The following is a 19,000-nucleotide window of genomic DNA, read 5'->3' as shown; positions in this document are numbered from 1 at the left end:
CCCGGTGGCCGTCCACAGGCCGGAGCGGGATCGGGCGGGGACGGGCATGGTGAGGGGGCCAGAAGCACCCGGACCCTCACGGCAGGCGGTGATGTGCCATGTCCCATCCGTCCCCCACCCTCGCGTTACCCCGCTCCGCTCCCCCAGCCCGCGCGGTGCCCCGCTTCGACCCGGTGCGCACCGGACGCACCGGCGGATTCGGGCTGCGGCGGACAGTGCGGCGACGCCGCCGTGCGATGGCGGCCGGGCTGGCGCTGACGGCCGCCGCACTCGCGGCTGCCGCACCGTCCGGCCGGGGGCACACGGACGCGGTGTCCTCCCGGGCGCCCGCGCCCGCGGGTGATGAGCGGAGGGGCGGTCCGCGCCCCGCGATGGTCTCGGCGCCGGTCCGGATCGCCGACGCGGCGGCGGTACGGCTGCTGCACCCCGGCGACCGGGTGGATGTGCTGGCCACACCGCTTCCGGACACCGCACGGACCCGGTCGTCCGGTACCACGGCCCGGGTGGTCGCGCGTGGGGTACGGGTGGCCGAGGTGCCGGGGGCGCGGAGCGCCCGCGCGACGGACGGCCGGGCCGACGGCGCCGCGCCGGAGCCCGATCCGGACGCGGATGCGAGCGGCGACGGGGCACTGGACGGCGGCGGCACGCTCGACAGTAGGGCACTGGACGGCGGCGGGGCGCTGGTGGTGCTGACGGTGCCGCGAGCGGACGCCACCGCGTTGGCCGGGGCCGCTGCCGACTCCCGACTGGCGGTGACGCTATGCCGCTGCTGACTCCCCCGACTCCCCTGATGCCCCTCTCACCTGCGGGTGTAGGTTGCGGAACCGTCCGCTCAAGCACCGAAGCGGCGAAAGAGAGGCAGTGGGTTGAGCCAGGAGAAGGTGACCGAGGAGAAGAAGAGCGTCATGGAAGGGTTCAAAGCCTTCCTGATGCGCGGCAACGTGATCGATCTGGCCGTCGCGGTCGTCATCGGAGCCGCCTTCACCGCCGTCGTGAACTCGATAGTGAAGGGCCTCATCAACCCCATAGTCGGAGCCTTCGGCACGAAGGACCTCGAGAAGTACCGCTCCTGTCTCAAGGCGCCCTGCGAGACCAACGCCACGGGCGATATCGTCCACGGCATCCAGATCCTCTGGGGAAGCGTGCTCTCCGCCGTGCTGACCTTCCTGATCACTGCGGCGGTGGTGTACTTCCTGATGGTGTTGCCGATGTCACGCTATCTGGCGCGGAAGGCCGCCAAAGAGGCGAAGGCGGAGGAGGAGCAGGCCGTCGCGGACGCCGAGGAGATCATCTTGCTGCGCGAGATCCGCGACGAGCTGGTGGCACAGCGCGCCACCGCCCGGGACGGTGGCGGCAGCGGCTCCAGCGCCTAGGAATCCGTCAGAGGTGGTGGGGCGGCTTCTCGTCGAGGAACCGGGCCAGATCAGCGGCATCGTCGGCACTGTCGCCGCCGGGAACCCGCTCGCCCCACCCGTGGTCCGTATCGTCCGATGACCGCTGCGCGAAGGGATCGTCGAAGATCAGCGAGGCGGCCGGATCGCGCGGTCCAGGGGCAGGGGCGGTGCTCATGCCTCAAGAGTACGGCCCGGGCAGCGGCTCGGTGTATCGGCCGAGCTCGTCGTGCCACCACAGGTCACGCCCGGGCCTCCAGGACACCGGGCAGGCCAGCCGGTGGACCACCAGTACGGACCGCACCTCGGGACAGCCGGCCAGCGCCCGGTCGACATGGCGCTTGAGCGGCTGTATCTCCCCGCCGTGCTGCCCGGCGTCCGCGGTGATCACGACCTTGGCGCCGACCTCCCTGATCCGGTCGCGCAACTCATGGGGGCGCAGCCCCACGGGGAGGCTGGCACGGACGACGTCGAGCCGGCCGCAGGCGAGCGTGGCGATCACGGACTCGGGCACCAGCGGCAGATGGACCGCCACCCGGTCCCCGGCGCGGACGCCGAGCCGGGTGAGCGCGGCGGCGGCCCGGGCCGCCTGGTCGAGCAGCTCGGCATGGGTGAGCTCCTCGGTGCAGTCCGGCTCGCTGATCCAGCGGAGGGCCACCCGGGCGGCCCGCCGAGGGTCGGCGGCCGGTGTCGGGAGCTCCTCCGTCCGAGACGTACGGGGCACGGCGGTCTTCTTTCGGACGGGGGCGAACGGCATACAGCTCAGACTGCTGCCAAGCCATCAACGTCTGATGAACGCCCTCTATATGAGAGCCCCTCATCCCGTCCGGCGCGCTTCGGCGGCGATCGCGGAAGGGCGGACACGGAGGTGGCGCGCGCCTCACTACTGGACCATGCCATGGCTTCCCGTGCTACGCATAGCTTCCATGGATGACGAGCAGACAAACCTCGAATCAGTTCCCACCGGTGCGGCAGACGGCCTGACGGATATCCACGGACTGCGGGTGGGCCATGCCCAGCGGTCCGGCGGCGGCCGGCTCACCGGGACGACCGTGGTGCTGGCCCCCGAGGGCGGTGCGGTCGCCGCCGTCGATGTGCGTGGCGGCGGGCCGGGCACCCGGGAGACCGATGCCCTCGATCCGCGCAATCTGGTCCAGCGCGTCGACGCCGTCGTACTGACCGGCGGCAGCGCCTTCGGACTCGACAGCGCCTCGGGGGTGGCCTCCTGGCTGGACGACCACGGTCGGGGCTTCCGGGTCGGCCCCGATCCTGCGCAGGTCGTTCCGGTGGTCCCGACCGCCGCCCTCTTCGACCTGGGCCGGGGCGGCGACTGGCGGGCCCGCCCGGACGCCGCGCTGGGGCGCGAGGCGATCGAGGCGGCGGCCGGTTCGGAAACGGGGGCTCCGGTCGCACAGGGCAATGTCGGGGCGGGTACGGGCGCGGTGGCCGGTGGGCTCAAGGGCGGCACCGGTTCGGCCTCCATGGTGCTGCCGTCCGGCGTCACGGTGGCCGCGCTGGTGGTGGTCAACGCCGCCGGATCGGTCGTCGATCCCGGTACGGGTGCGCTGTACGGGGAGCACTACGGGCCGTCGGAGGAGGGCGGGCCGCACCGGCCCGGTGCGGCCGTGCACGTGGAGGCGATGCGTCGGCTCGCCGCCGCGCGGGCCGAGTCGGAGCGGCGGCAGGCCGCGTCGGTGCGGCCTCCGCTGAACACCACGCTGGCCGTGGTCGCCACCGACGCCGTGCTCACCCGGGCCCAGGCGCAGAAGCTCGCGGGGACGGCGCACGACGGTCTGGCGCGGGCCATCCGGCCGGTGCATCTGCTCTCCGACGGCGACACGGTCTTCGCCCTCGCCACCTGCGGACGCCCGCTGATACCGGAGGGCGACCCCGAGGACGCCGGCGATCCGGCGTTCGGGGTGCACCGGGAGAGCGGTGCGCTGAACGAGATCCTGGCGGCCGGGGCGGATGTGCTGACCCGGGCCGTGGTCAAGGCGGTGCTCGCGGCGGAGACCGTGGACGGCCCGGGCGGTGTCTTCCCCGCGTACCGGGATCTCTACGGCCTCTGATCCGCGAGGGCCGGGGGAAGCGTCCAGCCGGTAAGCCGCGAGGGCCGGAGGGAAGAAAGCGTCCGGCTCGGGAGAAGCGGGCCGGAGCGATGAAGAGAAGGGGGGCGCTTCGGATGGATACGGATCTGCTGATCGTTGGCGGCGGCCCGGCTGGCTGCGCCGCCGCCGTGATGGCGGCGAGCGTGGGAATGCGCTCGGTGCTGATCGAGTCGGGCGGCGCCCTCTGCGGGGCGCTGCGGCGCATCCCGGTGGTGCGCAATGTCCTCACCGTCACCAACGGCCCAGACCTGGCGGCGGCGATCGCGGCCGACTTGGCGCAGTGCGATCTGTGCCGGGTGGAGCTGGGCCACCGCGCCACGCTGATCGATGCCTTCGACGACCGTGTCGAGGTCACGGTCGAGCCGGTGGAGTCCGTGGAGCCTGTGGAAACGGTGGAGGCCACGGGTTCCGGTCGGGCTCCTGGCTCGCGGCTGACCGCTCCGTATGCGGTCGTCGCCACGGGGGTCGGGCCGCTGGGCCCCGAGGGCGCGGGATGGCTCGGGGGTGCGGCGGGCCGGGCGCTGCCGCGGCTGTGGGAGGCAGAACCGGACACGATCGACGACCGGACGGTGCTGGTCCTGGGGGCAGACCGGCCCCTGGGTACCGTGGCGCGGGCTCATCCGGAGCTCAGGGCCCGCTTTGTGGTGGCGTATCCGCCCGAGGACGCCTACAAGACCGAGGAGATCCGGCGGGACCCCCGGGTGGAGCTGGTGGCCGTGCGGCGGCTGGAGTTGGGGCCCGGGTCCACGTCGGCCCCGGTGTTCACGTCGGCTCCGGTCTCCACGTCGGCACCGGTCACCGCCGAGGTCGAGACGGTGGGGGGCGAGCGGCGGACGCTCATGGCCGATCTCGCCTTCCTCAACCTGGGCAGCGCCCCGGCGCCCCCGGCCGGGGCCGTGGCCACCGACCGGTCCGGGTACTGCCCTCCCGGGAGCCAGCATCCCCGGGTCTTCACCGCCGGTGATCTGCGGTCGGTCCGCTTCCAGCGGATCGCGACCGCCATGGGGTCGGGTGGCGAGGCCGCGCTCGGCGCCTACTACGCCTCGCGCGGTCTGCCCATCGAAACCGGCGGCCCGCCCACGGAGGTGGGCGGGCCGCCGGACCCGACAGGGGGTGACTGAGATGCGGTCAGACCGCCACCGCCACCTTCGACTCGTCCTCGGTGGTGCCGCCCGTGGCGGCACCACCGCCCGGCTGGCCGGTGGCCCCCGGCTCCGCCGTCTTCCGCAGCCCCTTGAGGAAGACCACCAGACCGGTCGAGACCACCGTGCCCGCCACGATGGCCAGCAGGTAGAGGAACGGCTGGCCGATCAGCGGGACCACGAAGATGCCACCGTGCGGGGCGCGCAGCGTGCAGTCGAACGCCATCGACAGCGCACCGGTGACGGCACCGCCCACCATCGAGGAGGGGATCACCCGCAGCGGATCCGCCGCGGCGAACGGAATGGCGCCCTCACTGATGAAGGAGGCGCCCAGCACCCAGGCGGCCTTGCCGTTCTCCCGCTCGGTCTTGGTGAACAGCCGTCCGCGCACGGTGGTGGCGAGAGCCATCGCCAACGGCGGGACCATACCCGCGGCCATCACCGCGGCCATGATCTTGAGGCTTCCGGTGGAGGGGTCCGACACCGCGATACCGCCGGTCGCGAAGGCGTAGGCCACCTTGTTGACCGGGCCACCCAGGTCGAAGCACATCATCAGGCCGAGGAGGACGCCGAGGCCGATGGCGTTGGCGCCGGAGAGGCCGTTGAGCCAGTCGGTCATCGCCTCCTGCGCGGAGGCGATGGGCTTGCCGATCACCACGAACATCAGGACACCGACGATCGCGGAGGAGATCAGCGGGATCACCACCACCGGCATGATGCCGCGCAGCGACGCCGGGACCTTGAACCGCTGGATGGCCATGACGACCGCGCCCGCGATCAGACCCGCGACCAGACCGCCGAGGAATCCGGCCTTGATGGTGGTCGCGATGTAGCCGCCCACGAAGCCGGGGACCAGACCGGGCCGGTCGGCCATGCCGTAGGCGATATAGCCCGCAAGGACCGGCACCAGGAAGGTGAACGCCGCACTCCCGATCTGGAAGAGCAGCGCCGCCCAGCTGCTGGTCTCGGTCCACACGAAGTGGTCCGCCACGGACTTGGCGCTCGCGATCTCGTAGCCGCCGATCGCGAAGGCGAGCGCGATCAGCAGACCGCCCGCCGCGACGAACGGGACCATGTAACTGACGCCCGTCATCAGCCACTTGCGCAGCCGGGTGCCGAAGCGGTCACCGGCGGCACCGTCGGTGTCCATCGGCGCCGAACCCTCCGCCGCGCCGTCGGCCGGTGCGGCGATCTCGCCCCGCGCCGCCTTCCCGCGCGCCTCGGCGATGAGCTCGGCGGGGCGGTTAATGGCCGCCTTCACCCCGACGTCCACGGTCGGCTTGCCCGCGAAGCGGGCCTTCTCCCGCACCTCCACATCGTGCGCGAAGACCACCGCGTCCGCGGCGGCGATGGTGGCGGCGGGGAGCTTGTCGAATCCGGCCGAGCCCTGAGTTTCGACCACCAGCTCGATCCCGGCCTCGCGAGCGGCGTTCTCCAGCGACTCGGCGGCCATATAGGTGTGGGCGATACCGGTGGGACAGGACGTGACGGCCACGATCCGGAAGGGGGCCACCGGCTCCGAGGCGGTCTGGGAGGCATCGGAGGGCACGGCCGAGTCGGAGGACACGGCCGAGTCGGAGGACGCAGCCGAGTCGGAGGACGCAGCCGAGTCGGAGGCGGCAGGCTCAGCCGGAGCGGGCTCGGCCGTAGCAGGTTCCGCAGCGGCAGGCTCAGCAGCGGCGGGCTCCTCGCCGCGGATCAGGGCGGCCACCTGTTCGGGCTGGTCGGCCGAGCGCAGTGCACCGGTGAAGTCGGCGTTCATCAGCTGCCGCGCAAGGCTCGACAGGATCGTCAGATGGTCGCTGTCCGCGCCCGCCGGGGCGGCGATCAGGAAGATCAGATCGGCCGGTCCATCCGCCGCGCCGAAGTCGATCCGGGCCGCGCTGCGCCCGAAGGCCAGGGTCGGCTCGGTGACATGGGCGCTGCGGCAGTGGGGTATGCCGATGCCGCCGTCCAGGCCGGTCGGCATCTGTTCCTCGCGCGCCGCCACATCGGCGAGAAAGCCGTCGAGGTCGGTGACCCGGCCGGCCTCGACCATGCGTTCGGCGAGCGACCGGGCGGCGGCTTCCTTGGTGTCGGCGGACAGGTCAAGGTCGACCAGATCCGCGGTGATCAGCTCACTCATCTCGCGGCTCCCTTGTGTGCGGTGCCGCCCTGGGGGAGGCGGGCGGACGGAGTGGGGACTGGGGGGTGGGAGTGGGGTCGGCCGGTCACGCGGGCTCCTTGAGCACACGGTCCAGCGGGATGTCCGACGTGGTGACCACGGCGGACGGGTCGAGGTCGGCCGGAGTCGGCATGGCGCTGCCCGGCAACTGCACCGCGGCCGCTCCATGGGCCACGGCCGAGGCGAGTGCGGCGGGCCCGGAGCCGCCCGCCGCGAGGAATCCGGCGAGCGAGGCGTCGCCCGCGCCGACGTTGCTGCGCACGGCGGTGACCCGGGCGGTGCCGAAGTACGCGCCGGTCTCGTCGACCAGCAACTGGCCGTCGGCGCCCAGGCTGGCCAGTACGGCGCGGGCGCCCAGCCCGCGCAGTTCCTCGGCCGCCTTGACCGCCTCGCCCACGGTGGCCAGCGGACGGCCCACGGCCTGGGCCAGCTCCTCGGCGTTGGGCTTCACCACATCGGGGCGCTCGCGCAGGGCTGCGGTCAGCGAGGGGCCGGAGGTGTCCAGGGCGATCCGGGCGCCCGCCCGGTGGGCGCGCGCCACCAGTTCGGCGTACCACTCGGGCGCGAGCCCTCGGGGCAGGCTGCCGCAGCAGGCGATCCAGTCGGCGCTCTCGACCCTCGTCCGGACGGCCTCCAGCACCGCCTCGGCCTCGGCGTCGCTCAGTTCGGGCCCGCTCGCGTTGAGCTTGGTGAGGGTGCCGTCCGGTTCGGCCACGGAGATGTTGACCCGGGTCGAGCCCGCCACGGGCACGCCCGCCGCCTCGATGCCCAGCTCCTCCAGCAGCCGGGCGAGCAGCGCGCCCTCCGGTCCGCCGAGCGGCAGCACGGCCACCGTGCGCTGCCCCGCGGCGGCCACGGCGCGCGAGACATTGACGCCCTTCCCGCCGGGGTCGACCCGGTCGGCCGTGGCCCGCAGCACGGCGCCGCGCTCCAGCGCGGGGATCTCGTACGTACGGTCCAGGCTGGGGTTGGGGGTGACGGTGAGAATCATGCGCGTGCCACTTCCGTGCCCCGGCGCTCGATGGCCAGGGCGTCCTGGGGGCAGAGCCCGGTGTCCGTGATGAGCAGATCGACATCGTCCAGGCCGCCGAACCGGGCGAAGTGCTCCCGGCCGAACTTGGCGGAGTCCGCGAGCAGCACCACCCGCCGGGCCGCCGCGATCATGGCGCTCTTGACGGCGCCCTCCGCGAGATCGGGTGTGGTGAGCCCGCCGTCCACCGAGAATCCGTTGGTGGCGAGGAAGACCACGTCCGCCTTGATCTCGCCGTAGCCGCGCAGCGCCCATGCGTCCACGGCGGCCCGGGTGCGATGGCGGACCCGCCCGCCGACGAGGTGCAGCGCGATACCGGGGTGGTCGGCGAGTCGGGCGGCGACCGGCAGGGCGTGGGTGACGACGGTGAGCTTGGCCTCCAGCGGGAGGGCGGCGGCGAACCGGGCCGCCGTCGAACCGGCGTCGATGATCACGCTGCCGTCGGACGGCAGCTCGGCGATGGCGGCCCGCGCGATGCGGTCCTTCTCATCGGCGGCGGTGGACTCGCGCTCGGCGAGATCGGGCTCGAAGTCCAGCCGTCCGGCCGGGATGGCGCCCCCGTGCACACGGCGGACGAGCCCCGCCCGGTCGAGGGCGCGCAGATCACGCCGCACGGTCTCGGCGGTGACCTGGAACTCCTCGGCGAGGGACAGGACATCCACCCGCCCGCTCTCGCGGGCGAGCCGGAGAATCTCCTGCTGACGCTCCGGTGCGTACATGTGGGTTTACGTCCCTTCCATGCCCGAACCTGTGATTTCGCGGCCAGATTACGTGGGCGATGCAGGAAAGTAAACAGACTCGGGCATCAAACAAACTCGACCGGGCATATTTCGTGGCTCATCGCCTCAGCCCAAACTGACCCGCCCCTGGCTGCCCGCCCATCGCCCCAGCGCACCGTCCGAATCCCGCCGGACTTCCACGGCCCGCCCGGCCAGGATCTAGTCATGTCCTCCGGGACCACCGCATAGCGGGACCTTTACCGCATACCAGGAACACAAGGAATAGAGGAGAAGGCATGACACTCGACGGCAAGGCGGCCCTGGTCACCGGCGGCAGCCGGGGCATCGGCGAGGCCGTGGCGATCCGGCTCGCCGAGGAGGGTGCCGATGTCGCCCTGACCTACCACAGCCAGGCCGAACGCGCGGCGGATGTCGTCGACCGGATCAAGGCGCTCGGCCGCCGCGCCTGGGCCGTGCAGGCCGACGGCGTCGACGCGCGGGCGGTGCGGGCCGCCGTGGAGGGGACGGCCGCCGAGTTCGGCCGCCTGGACATCCTGGTCAACAACGCGGGCGTCGGCGTCCTCGGCCCCATCGCCGAGCTGTCGCTGGACGATGTGGACCGGGTGCTCGCCGTGAACGTCCGGGCGCCGTTCCTCCTGGCGCAGGCCGCCACCGCGCATATGGCCGACGGCGGGCGGATCATCAACATCGGCAGCTGCATGGCGGAGCGCGTCGCCTTCCCGGGCGGCAGCCTCTACGCGACCAGCAAGACCGCGCTCACCGGCCTCACCAAGGCCCTGGCCCGTGAGCTCGGCCCGCGCGGAATCACCGCCAACCTGATCCACCCGGGCCCCGTGGACACCGAGATGAACCCGGCCGACGGCGAGAACGCCGCCTTCCAAAGCGGCTTCACCGCCCTCGGTCGCTACGGCCGCACCACGGAGATCGCGGCGACCGTGGCCCATCTCGCGGGCGACAGCGGCCGCTACATCACCGGTGCGTCGATCGCCGTGGACGGCGGCTTCGCCGTCTGACCGGTCGGTCCGCCATCCTCTCCGCCCCCCAACGACCGCCCTCCATCCCCAGACCCAACAGACAGACACAAGCGAGCCCCGACGCCAGGGGGGGAGGCGCCGGGGCTCGGTCCAGGGGTTGCCGGGGATCTGGTGGCTGGGCTCTGCTGGCCTGCGAACTCAAGCCGCTGCGTCGAAACCGGTCTGGCGGGCCATCTTCTTCAGCTCAAGCAATGCGTGCTTCTCGATCTGGCGGATCCGCTCACGCGTGAGGCCATGCTGCTTGCCGACCTCGGTCAGGGTGCGCTCCCGGCCGTCGTCGATGCCGTACCGCGCCTTGATGATGGAGGCGGTGCGGTCGTCGAGGCGGCCGATCAGATCCTCCAGCTCCTCGCTGCGCAGCAGCGTCATCACCGACTGCTCGGGCGAGACGGCCGAGGTGTCCTCCAGCAGATCGCCGAACTGGGTCTCCCCTTCGTCGTCGACCGACATGTTCAGACTGACCGGGTCGCGGGCCCAGTCGAGCACATCCGAGACCCGCTCCATCGTGGAGCCGAGCTCCTCGGCGATCTCGGCGTGCTCCGGCTCGCGGCCGTGCTCACGGTTGAACTCCCGCTGCACCCGGCGGATCCGGCCGAGCTCCTCGACCAGGTGGACGGGCAGCCGGATCGTACGGGACTGATCCGCGATCGAGCGCGTGATGGCCTGACGGATCCACCACGTGGCATAGGTCGAGAACTTGAAGCCCTTCGTGTAGTCGAACTTCTCCACCGCGCGCACCAGGCCCGCGTTGCCTTCCTGGATCAGGTCCAGCAGGGGCAGCCCACTGCGCGGATAACGGCGCGCCACAGCCACGACGAGGCGCAGATTGGAGCGGATGAAGATGTCCTTGGCGCGGGCACCTTCGGCGGCTATCGCCTCCAGCTCCTCGCGGCTCGCACCTGCGGCAGGGGTGTCCTCAACCTCCCCGTCCAGGATCTGCTGGGCATACACCCCCGCTTCGATGGACTGAGAAAGCTCGACCTCCTTCGCCGCGTCCAGCAACGGGGTGCGAGCGATCTCGTCGAGATACATGCCGACCAGGTCGCGATCGGCGATCTCCCCGCCTGAGGCGCGAACACTGTTGGCCCCATCAGCGCCACCACCGGCGGCGGACTGATTACGGGCGACGGCACGGGTTGCCATGCGTGCTCCCTTACAGATGGATCGGGCGCGGACTATGGACGGACTATCCGGTGTCGGGTGCCCCGTCCGAAGGAAACAACGACTGGAATCAGGACAGAATTCCCATCAGGCCCCCACGTTTTTACGATCATGCAGTATCCTGTCCAGCCACACGCGGGTCAGCACACCGCCGAGACACCGGGAAGCGCAGGTCAGACCCCCTGTACGGTCGCCCGTTACGGCTTTCCCGCCCTTCTCTCATCTGTCAAGACGAATCTCGCGGGCCGCCGGTTGCCCGTACGGCCCATCGCGCCGGGTTGCCCGTCCCTCCGCATGGGTGTGCGCTGGAAACTGACAGGCCAGGGCGGGGACGCGGCGACGAGGAGGTTCCGCCATGAATGCCCCCACAGCCCCCACAGCCCTCACAGCCCCCGCGCGCCACCACCGCCATCCACGGCTCCCTCTCCAGTTGCGCCCCTCCGCCTCCTGGGGCGTCCCAGCCGTTCTGGCGGTGCTCTACGGCGGCTGGGTGATGTTCGTGGCCCACAACCAGGGCTCCACCATCCCCACGGCCGCCGTCTTCGGTGTGGTGTCGGCGGCGGTGGTCGGGGCGCTCTGCTACGCCCTCGGCAGGATGACGCCGGGCCTGATGCCGGAGATCCGGGCCGTGCTCTACGGGACGGTCCTCGGCTGTGCGCTCGGCTTTCTGCACTCCGTGAGCGGAGGCTCGGTTCTCCGGGCCTCGGGGATCGGGCTGGGGGCGGGGCTCGTGATGCTGGGCATGTCGTTCTACGTCTTCCACGTACGGGCGGAACACCCTCGGGAGTAGCCCCCAACGAGCGGCCCTCGGACCCGGCCCGGCTTAGGTCGTTGGTCCCCGCACGCTTCCGTCCCCGGTCCGTTCCGGGGGCCGTCCCGCCCTCCCTAGCGTGAGGTCATGACAGACGACACGAGTGGAACTCTCGACGAAGCCCTCGAGCGACTGCACGCCTCCGGCCCCGAGCGCCACGGATGGCTGAGCAATCACGCGCCGATGGCCGTGGAGGCACTGGTGCGCCACGGCCAGGGGCGCACCGTGCACCGCTGGCTGGACCGCTATCGCGAAAAGCTGGAGGAGATGCCGCGCTCGTACGCCGCGATCACCGAGGAGAACTGGCACGAGGCGCTCGGCGATCCACGCCGGCTCGCCGACTGGCCCGCCTACTTCGACCGGGAACTCGCCGACCACCCCTGGCAGGACGTCCTCGCCGTGTGGTGGCCGCGGCTGCTGCCGGGCATCGCCGGCGGCGCGACACATCCGGTGATCCGCGTCGGCCACGCCGTACGGACCCTGCTGGACGACCCGGATACGACGGCCGCTCCCCGCACCGCCGAGCTGGCCCATGCCCTCGGCTACTGGGCCGCCCGCCACGCCCCGCTGCCGCCGCTCCGACAGCAGCCGGGCCCCGCCTCCGGGTCGGCGGCCGACGCGCTGGCCGCCGTGGAGCCGATCGCCGACCAGAGCGGTGGCATACGGGAACGGCTGGCCCGGCTCACCGCCTTCCCCACCTGGCCGCCCACCACCCCGACGACCGAGCCCGCGCCCAGTTCCGACGGGCTCGCCGGCCTCGCCGACCAGCCCGAGGAGGCGCACCGACGGCTGACCGAGCTCGTACGGGCCGCGACGCACCGCTACGCCACCCACGGCCACGGCGAACCGATCATGCTGGTCCACGCCGCGACCGCGCCCAACGCCGTCCTGCGCGTCCTGCCCGCGCTGCCGGGCGAGCTGTGGGCACCGAGCCTGGACGCGGCATGGGCGGCGAGCGCCGCGGTCACGGCGGTGTACGCGCCGAGCGAGCCGCTCCCGGTCGACCGGCTGCCGTCTGCTGTGGATGGGCAGGACGTCACTCCCGAGGAGGTCTTCGCCCACGCCGCCGCGCACGGCGATGAGCACGCCATCAAGCTGACCGACACCGCGCTCGATGTCGCCCGGGGCGCGGACCCGATGGCCCTGGCCGCCGCACTGCACGCCTGCGCGATGATCGACCCGGTGCTCTGACTCACCCGAACTGCAACGACCGCTTCGCCAGCCCCATCCAGAACCCGTCGATCACACTCCGCTGGCCGTGCAGCTCCGCCTCCGCCGCGCCCAGCGTGACGAACAACGGCGCGAAGTGTTCGGTGCGCGGATGGGCGAGCCCCGCCGCCGGGGCCGTGTGCTCGAAGTCCAGCAGCGCGTCGATGTCCTGCGTGTCCAGGGCCCGCTGCCCCCAGTCGTCGAATTCGGCCGACCAACTGGGCGGCATCGGGCCCGTCTGCCGTAGCGCGGCCAGGTTGTGGGTGAAGAAGCCGCTGCCGACGATCAGGACGCCCTCGTCCCGCAACGGTGCCAGCTTCCGGCCGATCTCCATCAGCCTCCGTGGGTCGAGGGTCGGCATCGAGACCTGGAGTACCGGGATGTCGGCCTCCGGATACATCTCGACCAGGGGCACATAGGCCCCGTGGTCCAGCCCCCGGTCGGGGATGTCCTGTACCGGGGTACCCGCCGTGCGCAGTGTCTTGCGGATCCGCTCGGCGAGCTCGGGGGCGCCCGGTGCGGCGTACCGCACCTGGTAATAGTGCTGAGGGAAGCCCCAGAAGTCATAGACCAGAGGCACCTGTTGAGTGGCGCCGATCGCCAGGGGGGCCTCTTCCCAGTGAGCGGAGATCATGAGAATGGCGTTGGGTCGGGGCAGGCCGGCGGCCCAGGCGGCGAGCTGTCCCGGCCAGACCGGATCGTCGGCGAGCGGCGGAGCACCATGGCTGAGATAGAGCGCGGGCATGCGCCCGTCGAGCGCGGACATGAGGACTCCTCGTCAGTCGACAGAGCTCGCCAAGATGCTTGAAGTCTCAAGCATGCAGTTATCACTGTAGCGCACAGTTATTTAAGATTCAAAGAGAATTGCCTAGAATGGACGCGTGGACGACGCCATGAAAACCCCCGCAGACGCCGACGAGCCGCGTTGGCTGACCGAAGACGAACAGCGCAGCTGGCAGGCGTATGTCCAGGCGAGCATGCTCCTGGAGGACCACCTCGACCGCCAGTTGCAGCGTGACGCGGGTATGCCCCACGTCTACTACGGCCTGCTGGTGAAGCTCTCCTGGGCACCGCGCCACCGGATGCGGATGACCGAACTGGCCGAGGCCGCCAAGATCACCCGCTCCCGGCTGTCCCATGCCGTCGCGCGCATGGAGAAGGACGGCTGGGTCCGGCGCGAGGACTGCCCCGACGACAAGCGCGGACAGAACGCGGTCCTGACCGACAAGGGGCTCAAGGTGCTACAGGACACCGCCCCCGGCCATGTCACCGCCGTACGGACGGCCATCTTCGACCGGCTCACGCCCGAGCAGGTCGAGCAGTTCGGCACCGCATGCCGGATCATCGCGGACGGCCTCCAGCCCGCGGGCGCCGACCTCCCCTGGCTGCGCTGACGCCACCGGGACCAACCCAGCCGCGCACGAAGGCCCCGCTCCTCCTCGATCGTCGAGGAGGAGCGGGGCCTTCGCCGGTCACCTGTCACCTGTCACAGGACCGCCCAGGAACAACAGCCCAGGAACGGCCGCCCAGGAACGGCCGCCCAGGAACGACAGCCCAACAGGAACGGGCAGCCCTCAGCGCATCAGTGCGCCATCACCGGAACAGCGTCCTCCGCCGCACCGTCACCGGAGCCGGCGACCGCGCCGCCGCCCTCCGGCTGTCCGGCGTTGATGAACGTGATGGCGATGACCGCGGCCAGCACCAGGATGCCGACCGCCCACCAGATGGCGGCGGTGTAGCCGTGCACCATCGACTGGAGCTGCAATGCCGTGCGGGAAGGGGCCCCCGCCGCATGCGACTTCACGTACTCGGTGGTGGCGCTCGCCGCGATCGTGTTCAGCAGCGCGGTGCCGATGGCGCCGCCGACCTGCTGCGAGGTGTTGACCATCGCCGAGGCGACACCCGCGTCACGCGGCTCGACACCGTGCGTGGCCAGGCTCATCGCCGGCATGAAGGCGGTACCCATACCGAGGCCGAGCAGCAGGAACCCGGGCAGGATCAGCGCCGGGTACGAGGTGTCCAGGTCGATCTGGGTCAGCAGCAGCATGCCGACCGAGGCGACCAGGAAGCCCGGCCCCATCAGCAGCCGCGCCGGGACGCGGGTCATCAGCCGGGCGCCGATCTGCGTCGAGCCGGTGATCATGCCCGCGACCATCGGCAGGAAGGCGAAGCCGGTCTTGACCGGGCTGTACCCCTTCACGATCTGCATGTAGTAGGTGAGGAAGAGGAACAGGCCGAACATGCCGATGATGGCGAGGGCCAGCGAGGCGTAGACACCGCCGCGGTTGCGGTCGGCGATCACGCGCAGCGGCAGCAGCGGCGCCTTCACCCGCGACTCGACGACCACGAAGGCGAGCAGCAGCACGGCCGCGGCGACGAACAGACCGATGGTCGGACCCGCGGACCAGCCGTCGGACTCGGCGCGGGTGAAGCCGTAGACCAGCGAGACCAGACCGGTGGTGGCCAGGATCACGCCGGGGATGTCCAGCCGGGACGAGTTGTGGCTCTCCACCGGCTCGCGGATCACGGCGACCGCGCCGATCGCGGCGATGATGGCGAACGGGATGTTCACGAAGAAGGTCCAGCGCCAGTCCATGTACTCGGTGAGCACACCACCGAGGATCAGCCCGACGGCGCCGCCACCACCGGCGATGGCACCGAAGACACCGAACGCCTTGGCGCGCTCCTTGGGGTCGGTGAACATCACCGCGAGCAGCGAGAGCGCGGAGGGGGCGAGCAGTGCGCCGAACACGCCCTGGAGGGCACGCGCGCCCAGCAGCATGCCGGTGTTCAGCGCGGCACCGCCGACGGCCGAGGCGGCGGCGAAGCCGATCAGACCGACGATGAAGGTCTGCTTGCGCCCCCACAGGTCGGCGATCCGGCCGCCGAACAGCAGCAGTCCGCCGAAGGCGAGGGCGTAGGCGGTGATGACCCACTGCCGGTTGCCGTCGGAGATGCCGAGATCGGCCTGGGCGCTGGGCAGCGCGATGTTCACGATGGTCGCGTCGAGCACGACCATCAGCTGGGCGAGGGCGATGAATATCAGCGCTTTCCAGCGCCGGGGATCCACGAATTTAGCCGTTTCAGGCATGGATGGGCCTACCTAGCGGTGCGGAGAGTGAGAAATGGGACGTAAAGGGCCGGTCGAGGTCAGACCGGCACAGGCAGTTGGGTAAGAGGTAGCGAGAGGCGACGACGCACGCAAGGAAGACGTGTGAACGTGCGCGGAATAAGCGGTGCTCCGGGATCGGCCGGGTGCGATTTATGTCACTGTCACGGCCGGTGCTGTAGATCCTCCAAGGTCACGGACTTTCCGGGTAGTTCCGAGCGCGCCGGGGTGTGCAGTCCGTCCAGGAACAGCTGCAAATGCCGATGCACAAAGGGCTCGAAGTCCACACAGGCGCTGCCGGGCAGCGGCCGGGTGAGCTGGTTGAGTGCGACCATCAGATCACCGACGCCGATGTCGGTGCGCAGTTTGCCGTCGGCTTTCGCGGCCCCCATCAGGGCCTCGACACCGTCCGCCAGACGGTCGCGGGTGGCGATGAGATCAGGATGCTCCTTGTCGAGGCCGTCGGAGAGCAGCAGGCACAGCGCGCCGATGTGCTCGTCCGCCGCGGCGTGAACGAAGCGCCGCAGTGCCGAGAAGGTGTCGGCCTCCTCGGCCAGGGCGGATTCGGCCTGGTCGGCGACACGGGACATCACCGAGAGCGCCACATGGTGGATCAGCTCACGGCGGTCCGTGAAGTGCCGGTAGATCGTGGCATTGCCGACCCCCGCCCGTCGAGCGATTTCATCGAGGGGGATGTGCGCCCCGCACTCGACGATCACCTCTCGGGCGGCCGCGACAATGCGCTCCCGGTTGCGCAGGGCGTCCGCGCGCAGCCGGGGCTGTGCGGACTTCGCGGTCATCGTGTCGGCGGCCATGACAGCACTCCCTTCTGCGTACGGCTTCCACGCGTACGGTTCTCCGCGGCCGGTGCTCCGGCGGCTTGGCGGCGGCGCCGCGCCCCGGCTTGCGTCCCGGCCTTGACGTTCGAGCTTCAACTTTTCCGGGGAGTGAGTCCCCGTTTATGCGTTCACTCGGTTAAACGGGGAATGAGTCCCCGGAATTTCTGCGTCCGCAGGTGACCTGCCTCACACTTGCCCGGCGCCCCCGCCGCCCGGACGGAGCAGGCCATTCCACCGTTCGGCGGCACCCCACGGGCGCCCCGGTCCGCGCCGTCCCACCGTGGTCGGCAATGGACCAGACGCATGGGACCGCCCGCCCCCGCATACGAATACGCCGGCCCCGCAGAGCCAGCGCGTTCGCCACCGCCGCCGTGCTCACGGTGGCGGTGGTCGCCCCGGCGGCGGCCCCGCGTCCCGAGTCCCCCGCACCCCCCGAGCTGGCCCCGGCGCCCTCCGCGCGCCCGGCCCTCGGCTCGCTGGCACCCTGCGCCCTCGCCTCAGGACCCGGGCTCCAGATGGCCGAGGGCATACCCACCGACCGCGGCTACAGCCGCAGCACCGGCACCGTCCACGCCCTCAACCTCATGATCGACTTCCCCGATGTGCGTGGCCAGGGCACCGCCCGCCAGCGCTTCGAGGAGTTCTTCCCCCAGACCTCCCGGTGGTTCGCGCAGAGCTCGTACGGGCGGCTGGACTACCGCCCCGAGATGCCGATCACCCACTGGCTGCGGATGCCGCGCCCGTTCCACGCGTACGGCATCAAGCGCGGCAGCCCCTTCGACCCCGGCTATCGCAAACTCGTCGCCGACATCGCCGAGTCCGCCGACCCCAAGGTGGACTTCCGCCGCTACGACCTGGTGAACGTCCTGGTCACCCCGAACGCCGGGCCGCCGGCCGCGCATGCCGTGCTGTCCGTCACCTACGCCGACAACCAGCACGCCCCGACCGCCGACGGCGTTCCGCTGGCCAATGTCTCCTTCGTCTACAGCCGCCAGGACGACGGCTCCGGGTCGCTGCGCCGCACCGGCTTCCGCGTCCTGCCCCATGAGAACGGCCATGTCTTCGGGCTGCCCGACCTCTATACCCACGCCGGCGGCGACAAGGCTGGCCACTGGGATGTGATGTCCGAGGACTGGGGGCCCGGCAACGACCTGCTGGCCTGGCACAAGTGGAAGCTGGGCTGGCTCGACCCGCGGCAGATCGCGTGCGCCGCCCGCTCCGGGGCGTTCGACCACACCCTGTCCCCGCTGAGCCGCGCGGAGGGGACCAAGCTGGTCTTCGTCCCCGTTTCGCCGTCCACCGGCTACGCGATCGAGGCGCGGGCGACCGGCGGCAACGACGAGGCCATATGCAAGCCCGGGGTGCTGATCTCCCGGGTGGACACCGGTGTCGACTCCGGCGGCGGCCCCGTCGCCATCGTGGACTCCACCCCCCACGGCCGCGGCTGCACCCGGGAGCGCAATGTCCACCCCGGGCTCAGCGACGCGGCCTACGCGCCCGGCGAGACCTTCGACACCGTGGCGAACGGCATACGGATACGGGTCCGGGTCACCGGCCGGGACACGGCGGGCGACTACGGCGTCGAGATCACACGTCGTGCCAGTGGCGGCGCCCGAGGCTGATCAGCAGCAGCTGTTTGCGCGCCGTGGCGGCCACCCGCCGCTCGTCCGCGGCCTCGGAGTGGTCGGCCTGTGCCTCCAGGAACGCCGTCGCCGTCATCACCATGTGGTCCACATACATCTCCGCAAGCATCCGGACATCTTCCGGTGGCCAGGATTCCGCCGGGAGCCGCGGGCAGAACGCGGTGGCCACCTCGTCCGCGAATCGATCCAGCTCGGCGGCTATGGCCTGGCGCACCGGGCGCACCCCGCCATGCCGCTCACGTGCGATGAAGCGGATGTGCGCGGGGTAGCGGCGGACATGCTCGGCGACCGCGTCGACGGTGGCCTCGATCCGCTCCTCGTCACCGTCCTGACCGGCGAGGATGGCGCCGATCATATGGTGCAGGCTGCTCAGGCACTCCTCGACCAGGGCGACTCCGAGATCGCTCAGGTCCCGGAAGTGCCGGTAGAACGCGGCCGGCGCCACCCCCACCGCCCGCGTGACCTCGCGCAGCCCCAAGCTGCTCAGGCTCTGGTCCTCCAGCAGCCCCAACGCGGCGTCCATCAGCGCGCGCCGGGTCTTCTCCTTTTGGGCCTGCCGGACCCCGGACGTGTGACTCATATCATTCAGTAAACAGCCGTTCGCTGAATTTTTCCAGGG

At 71.3% G+C, this 19,000-nt stretch carries 19 protein-coding genes; 9 read left to right on the top strand and 10 right to left on the bottom strand.

Annotated elements, in window-relative coordinates; genetic code table 11:
• The first annotated feature begins 98 nt into the window (after positions 1 to 98).
• Positions 99 to 773 carry an RcpC/CpaB family pilus assembly protein gene (locus tag ACJX2R_RS31790; RefSeq protein ID WP_413102931.1) on the top strand — a complete coding sequence of 225 codons (675 nt, stop codon included), beginning with the start codon at positions 99 to 101 and terminating at the stop codon, positions 771 to 773.
• 108 nt (positions 774 to 881) lie between these two features.
• Positions 882 to 1,373 carry a large conductance mechanosensitive channel protein MscL gene (gene mscL / locus ACJX2R_RS31785; protein ID WP_413105988.1) on the top strand — a complete coding sequence of 164 codons (492 nt, stop codon included), beginning with the start codon at positions 882 to 884 and terminating at the stop codon, positions 1,371 to 1,373.
• Between the two features lie 7 nt (positions 1,374 to 1,380).
• Here the strand turns inward: mscL and ACJX2R_RS31780 are convergent, their stop codons facing one another.
• Together ACJX2R_RS31780 and ACJX2R_RS31775 are read right to left on the bottom strand one after the other, a co-directional pair.
• Positions 1,381 to 1,569, bottom strand: a complete 189-nt coding sequence (locus tag ACJX2R_RS31780) for a hypothetical protein (protein ID WP_413102930.1) — start codon at positions 1,567 to 1,569, stop codon at positions 1,381 to 1,383.
• Between the two features lie 3 nt (positions 1,570 to 1,572).
• Complete coding sequence (locus ACJX2R_RS31775) at positions 1,573 to 2,115, bottom strand: AMP-binding protein (RefSeq protein ID WP_243146197.1); 543 nt, start codon at positions 2,113 to 2,115, stop codon at positions 1,573 to 1,575.
• Between the two features lie 202 nt (positions 2,116 to 2,317).
• On the opposite strand from ACJX2R_RS31775, the gene ACJX2R_RS31770 reads away from it, so the two are divergent.
• Together ACJX2R_RS31770 and ACJX2R_RS31765 are read left to right on the top strand one after the other, a co-directional pair.
• Complete coding sequence (locus tag ACJX2R_RS31770; protein ID WP_413102929.1) at positions 2,318 to 3,460, top strand: P1 family peptidase; 1,143 nt, start codon at positions 2,318 to 2,320, stop codon at positions 3,458 to 3,460.
• 113 nt (positions 3,461 to 3,573) lie between these two features.
• Positions 3,574 to 4,620, top strand: coding sequence for an FAD-dependent oxidoreductase (locus tag ACJX2R_RS31765; RefSeq protein ID WP_413102928.1), 1,047 nt, complete (start codon positions 3,574 to 3,576; stop codon positions 4,618 to 4,620).
• 7 nt (positions 4,621 to 4,627) lie between these two features.
• Here ACJX2R_RS31765 and ACJX2R_RS31760 read toward each other — a convergent pair whose 3' ends face one another.
• From ACJX2R_RS31760 to ACJX2R_RS31750, 3 genes are all read right to left on the bottom strand, one after another.
• Entirely contained in the window at positions 4,628 to 6,766 is a 2,139-nt protein-coding gene (locus tag ACJX2R_RS31760; RefSeq protein ID WP_413102927.1) for a fructose-specific PTS transporter subunit EIIC, read from the bottom strand.
• 85 nt (positions 6,767 to 6,851) lie between these two features.
• Positions 6,852 to 7,796: a 1-phosphofructokinase gene (gene pfkB, locus ACJX2R_RS31755; protein WP_037948167.1), complete on the bottom strand. Its 945-nt coding sequence runs from the start codon at positions 7,794 to 7,796 to the stop codon at positions 6,852 to 6,854.
• Positions 7,793 to 8,554, bottom strand: coding sequence for a DeoR/GlpR family DNA-binding transcription regulator (locus ACJX2R_RS31750; protein WP_413102926.1), 762 nt, complete (start codon positions 8,552 to 8,554; stop codon positions 7,793 to 7,795). Before ACJX2R_RS31750 ends, pfkB begins: the two co-directional genes overlap by 4 nt.
• Positions 8,555 to 8,850: 296 nt before the next feature.
• On the opposite strand from ACJX2R_RS31750, the gene ACJX2R_RS31745 reads away from it, so the two are divergent.
• Positions 8,851 to 9,588, top strand: a complete 738-nt coding sequence (locus ACJX2R_RS31745; protein WP_413102925.1) for an SDR family NAD(P)-dependent oxidoreductase — start codon at positions 8,851 to 8,853, stop codon at positions 9,586 to 9,588.
• A gap of 159 nt (positions 9,589 to 9,747) precedes the next feature.
• Here the strand turns inward: ACJX2R_RS31745 and ACJX2R_RS31740 are convergent, their stop codons facing one another.
• Entirely contained in the window at positions 9,748 to 10,752 is a 1,005-nt protein-coding gene (locus ACJX2R_RS31740; protein ID WP_210951328.1) for an RNA polymerase sigma factor RpoD/SigA, read from the bottom strand.
• Positions 10,753 to 11,125: 373 nt separating this feature from the next.
• Between ACJX2R_RS31740 and ACJX2R_RS31735 the strand changes: the two genes are divergently transcribed.
• Positions 11,126 to 11,560 (top strand): hypothetical protein, encoded by a 435-nt coding sequence (locus ACJX2R_RS31735; protein ID WP_413102924.1) that lies wholly within the window; start codon positions 11,126 to 11,128, stop codon positions 11,558 to 11,560.
• Between the two features lie 108 nt (positions 11,561 to 11,668).
• On the top strand, positions 11,669 to 12,772 hold the full coding sequence (locus tag ACJX2R_RS31730) for a questin oxidase family protein (RefSeq protein WP_413102923.1): 1,104 nt from the start codon (positions 11,669 to 11,671) through the stop codon (positions 12,770 to 12,772).
• Position 12,773: 1 nt separating this feature from the next.
• Here ACJX2R_RS31730 and ACJX2R_RS31725 read toward each other — a convergent pair whose 3' ends face one another.
• Positions 12,774 to 13,556, bottom strand: a complete 783-nt coding sequence (locus ACJX2R_RS31725; protein WP_413102922.1) for a dioxygenase — start codon at positions 13,554 to 13,556, stop codon at positions 12,774 to 12,776.
• 127 nt (positions 13,557 to 13,683) lie between these two features.
• Between ACJX2R_RS31725 and ACJX2R_RS31720 the strand changes: the two genes are divergently transcribed.
• Positions 13,684 to 14,184: a MarR family winged helix-turn-helix transcriptional regulator gene (locus tag ACJX2R_RS31720; RefSeq protein ID WP_413105987.1), complete on the top strand. Its 501-nt coding sequence runs from the start codon at positions 13,684 to 13,686 to the stop codon at positions 14,182 to 14,184.
• A gap of 188 nt (positions 14,185 to 14,372) precedes the next feature.
• Here the strand turns inward: ACJX2R_RS31720 and ACJX2R_RS31715 are convergent, their stop codons facing one another.
• Both ACJX2R_RS31715 and ACJX2R_RS31710 read right to left on the bottom strand, forming a co-directional pair.
• The gene (locus tag ACJX2R_RS31715; protein ID WP_413102921.1) at positions 14,373 to 15,881 is read right to left on the bottom strand and encodes an MFS transporter; all 1,509 of its coding nucleotides are present in this window, start codon (positions 15,879 to 15,881) and stop codon (positions 14,373 to 14,375) included.
• Between the two features lie 182 nt (positions 15,882 to 16,063).
• Positions 16,064 to 16,714 (bottom strand): TetR/AcrR family transcriptional regulator, encoded by a 651-nt coding sequence (locus ACJX2R_RS31710; RefSeq protein ID WP_413102920.1) that lies wholly within the window; start codon positions 16,712 to 16,714, stop codon positions 16,064 to 16,066.
• 314 nt (positions 16,715 to 17,028) lie between these two features.
• Between ACJX2R_RS31710 and ACJX2R_RS31705 the strand changes: the two genes are divergently transcribed.
• Positions 17,029 to 18,360 carry a M6 family metalloprotease domain-containing protein gene (locus tag ACJX2R_RS31705; protein ID WP_413102919.1) on the top strand — a complete coding sequence of 444 codons (1,332 nt, stop codon included), beginning with the start codon at positions 17,029 to 17,031 and terminating at the stop codon, positions 18,358 to 18,360.
• Here the strand turns inward: ACJX2R_RS31705 and ACJX2R_RS31700 are convergent.
• Positions 18,326 to 18,961 (bottom strand): TetR family transcriptional regulator, encoded by a 636-nt coding sequence (locus ACJX2R_RS31700; protein WP_262700522.1) that lies wholly within the window; start codon positions 18,959 to 18,961, stop codon positions 18,326 to 18,328. The genes ACJX2R_RS31705 and ACJX2R_RS31700 overlap by 35 nt on opposite strands.
• Positions 18,962 to 19,000: the final 39 nt, after the last annotated feature.

Source organism: Streptomyces sp. Inha503 (genome assembly GCF_047215865.1).
In the GTDB taxonomy this organism is placed as follows: Bacteria; Actinomycetota; Actinomycetes; order Streptomycetales; family Streptomycetaceae; genus Streptomyces; species Streptomyces lycopersici.
This window is presented reverse-complemented; position numbering and strand designations above follow the sequence as displayed.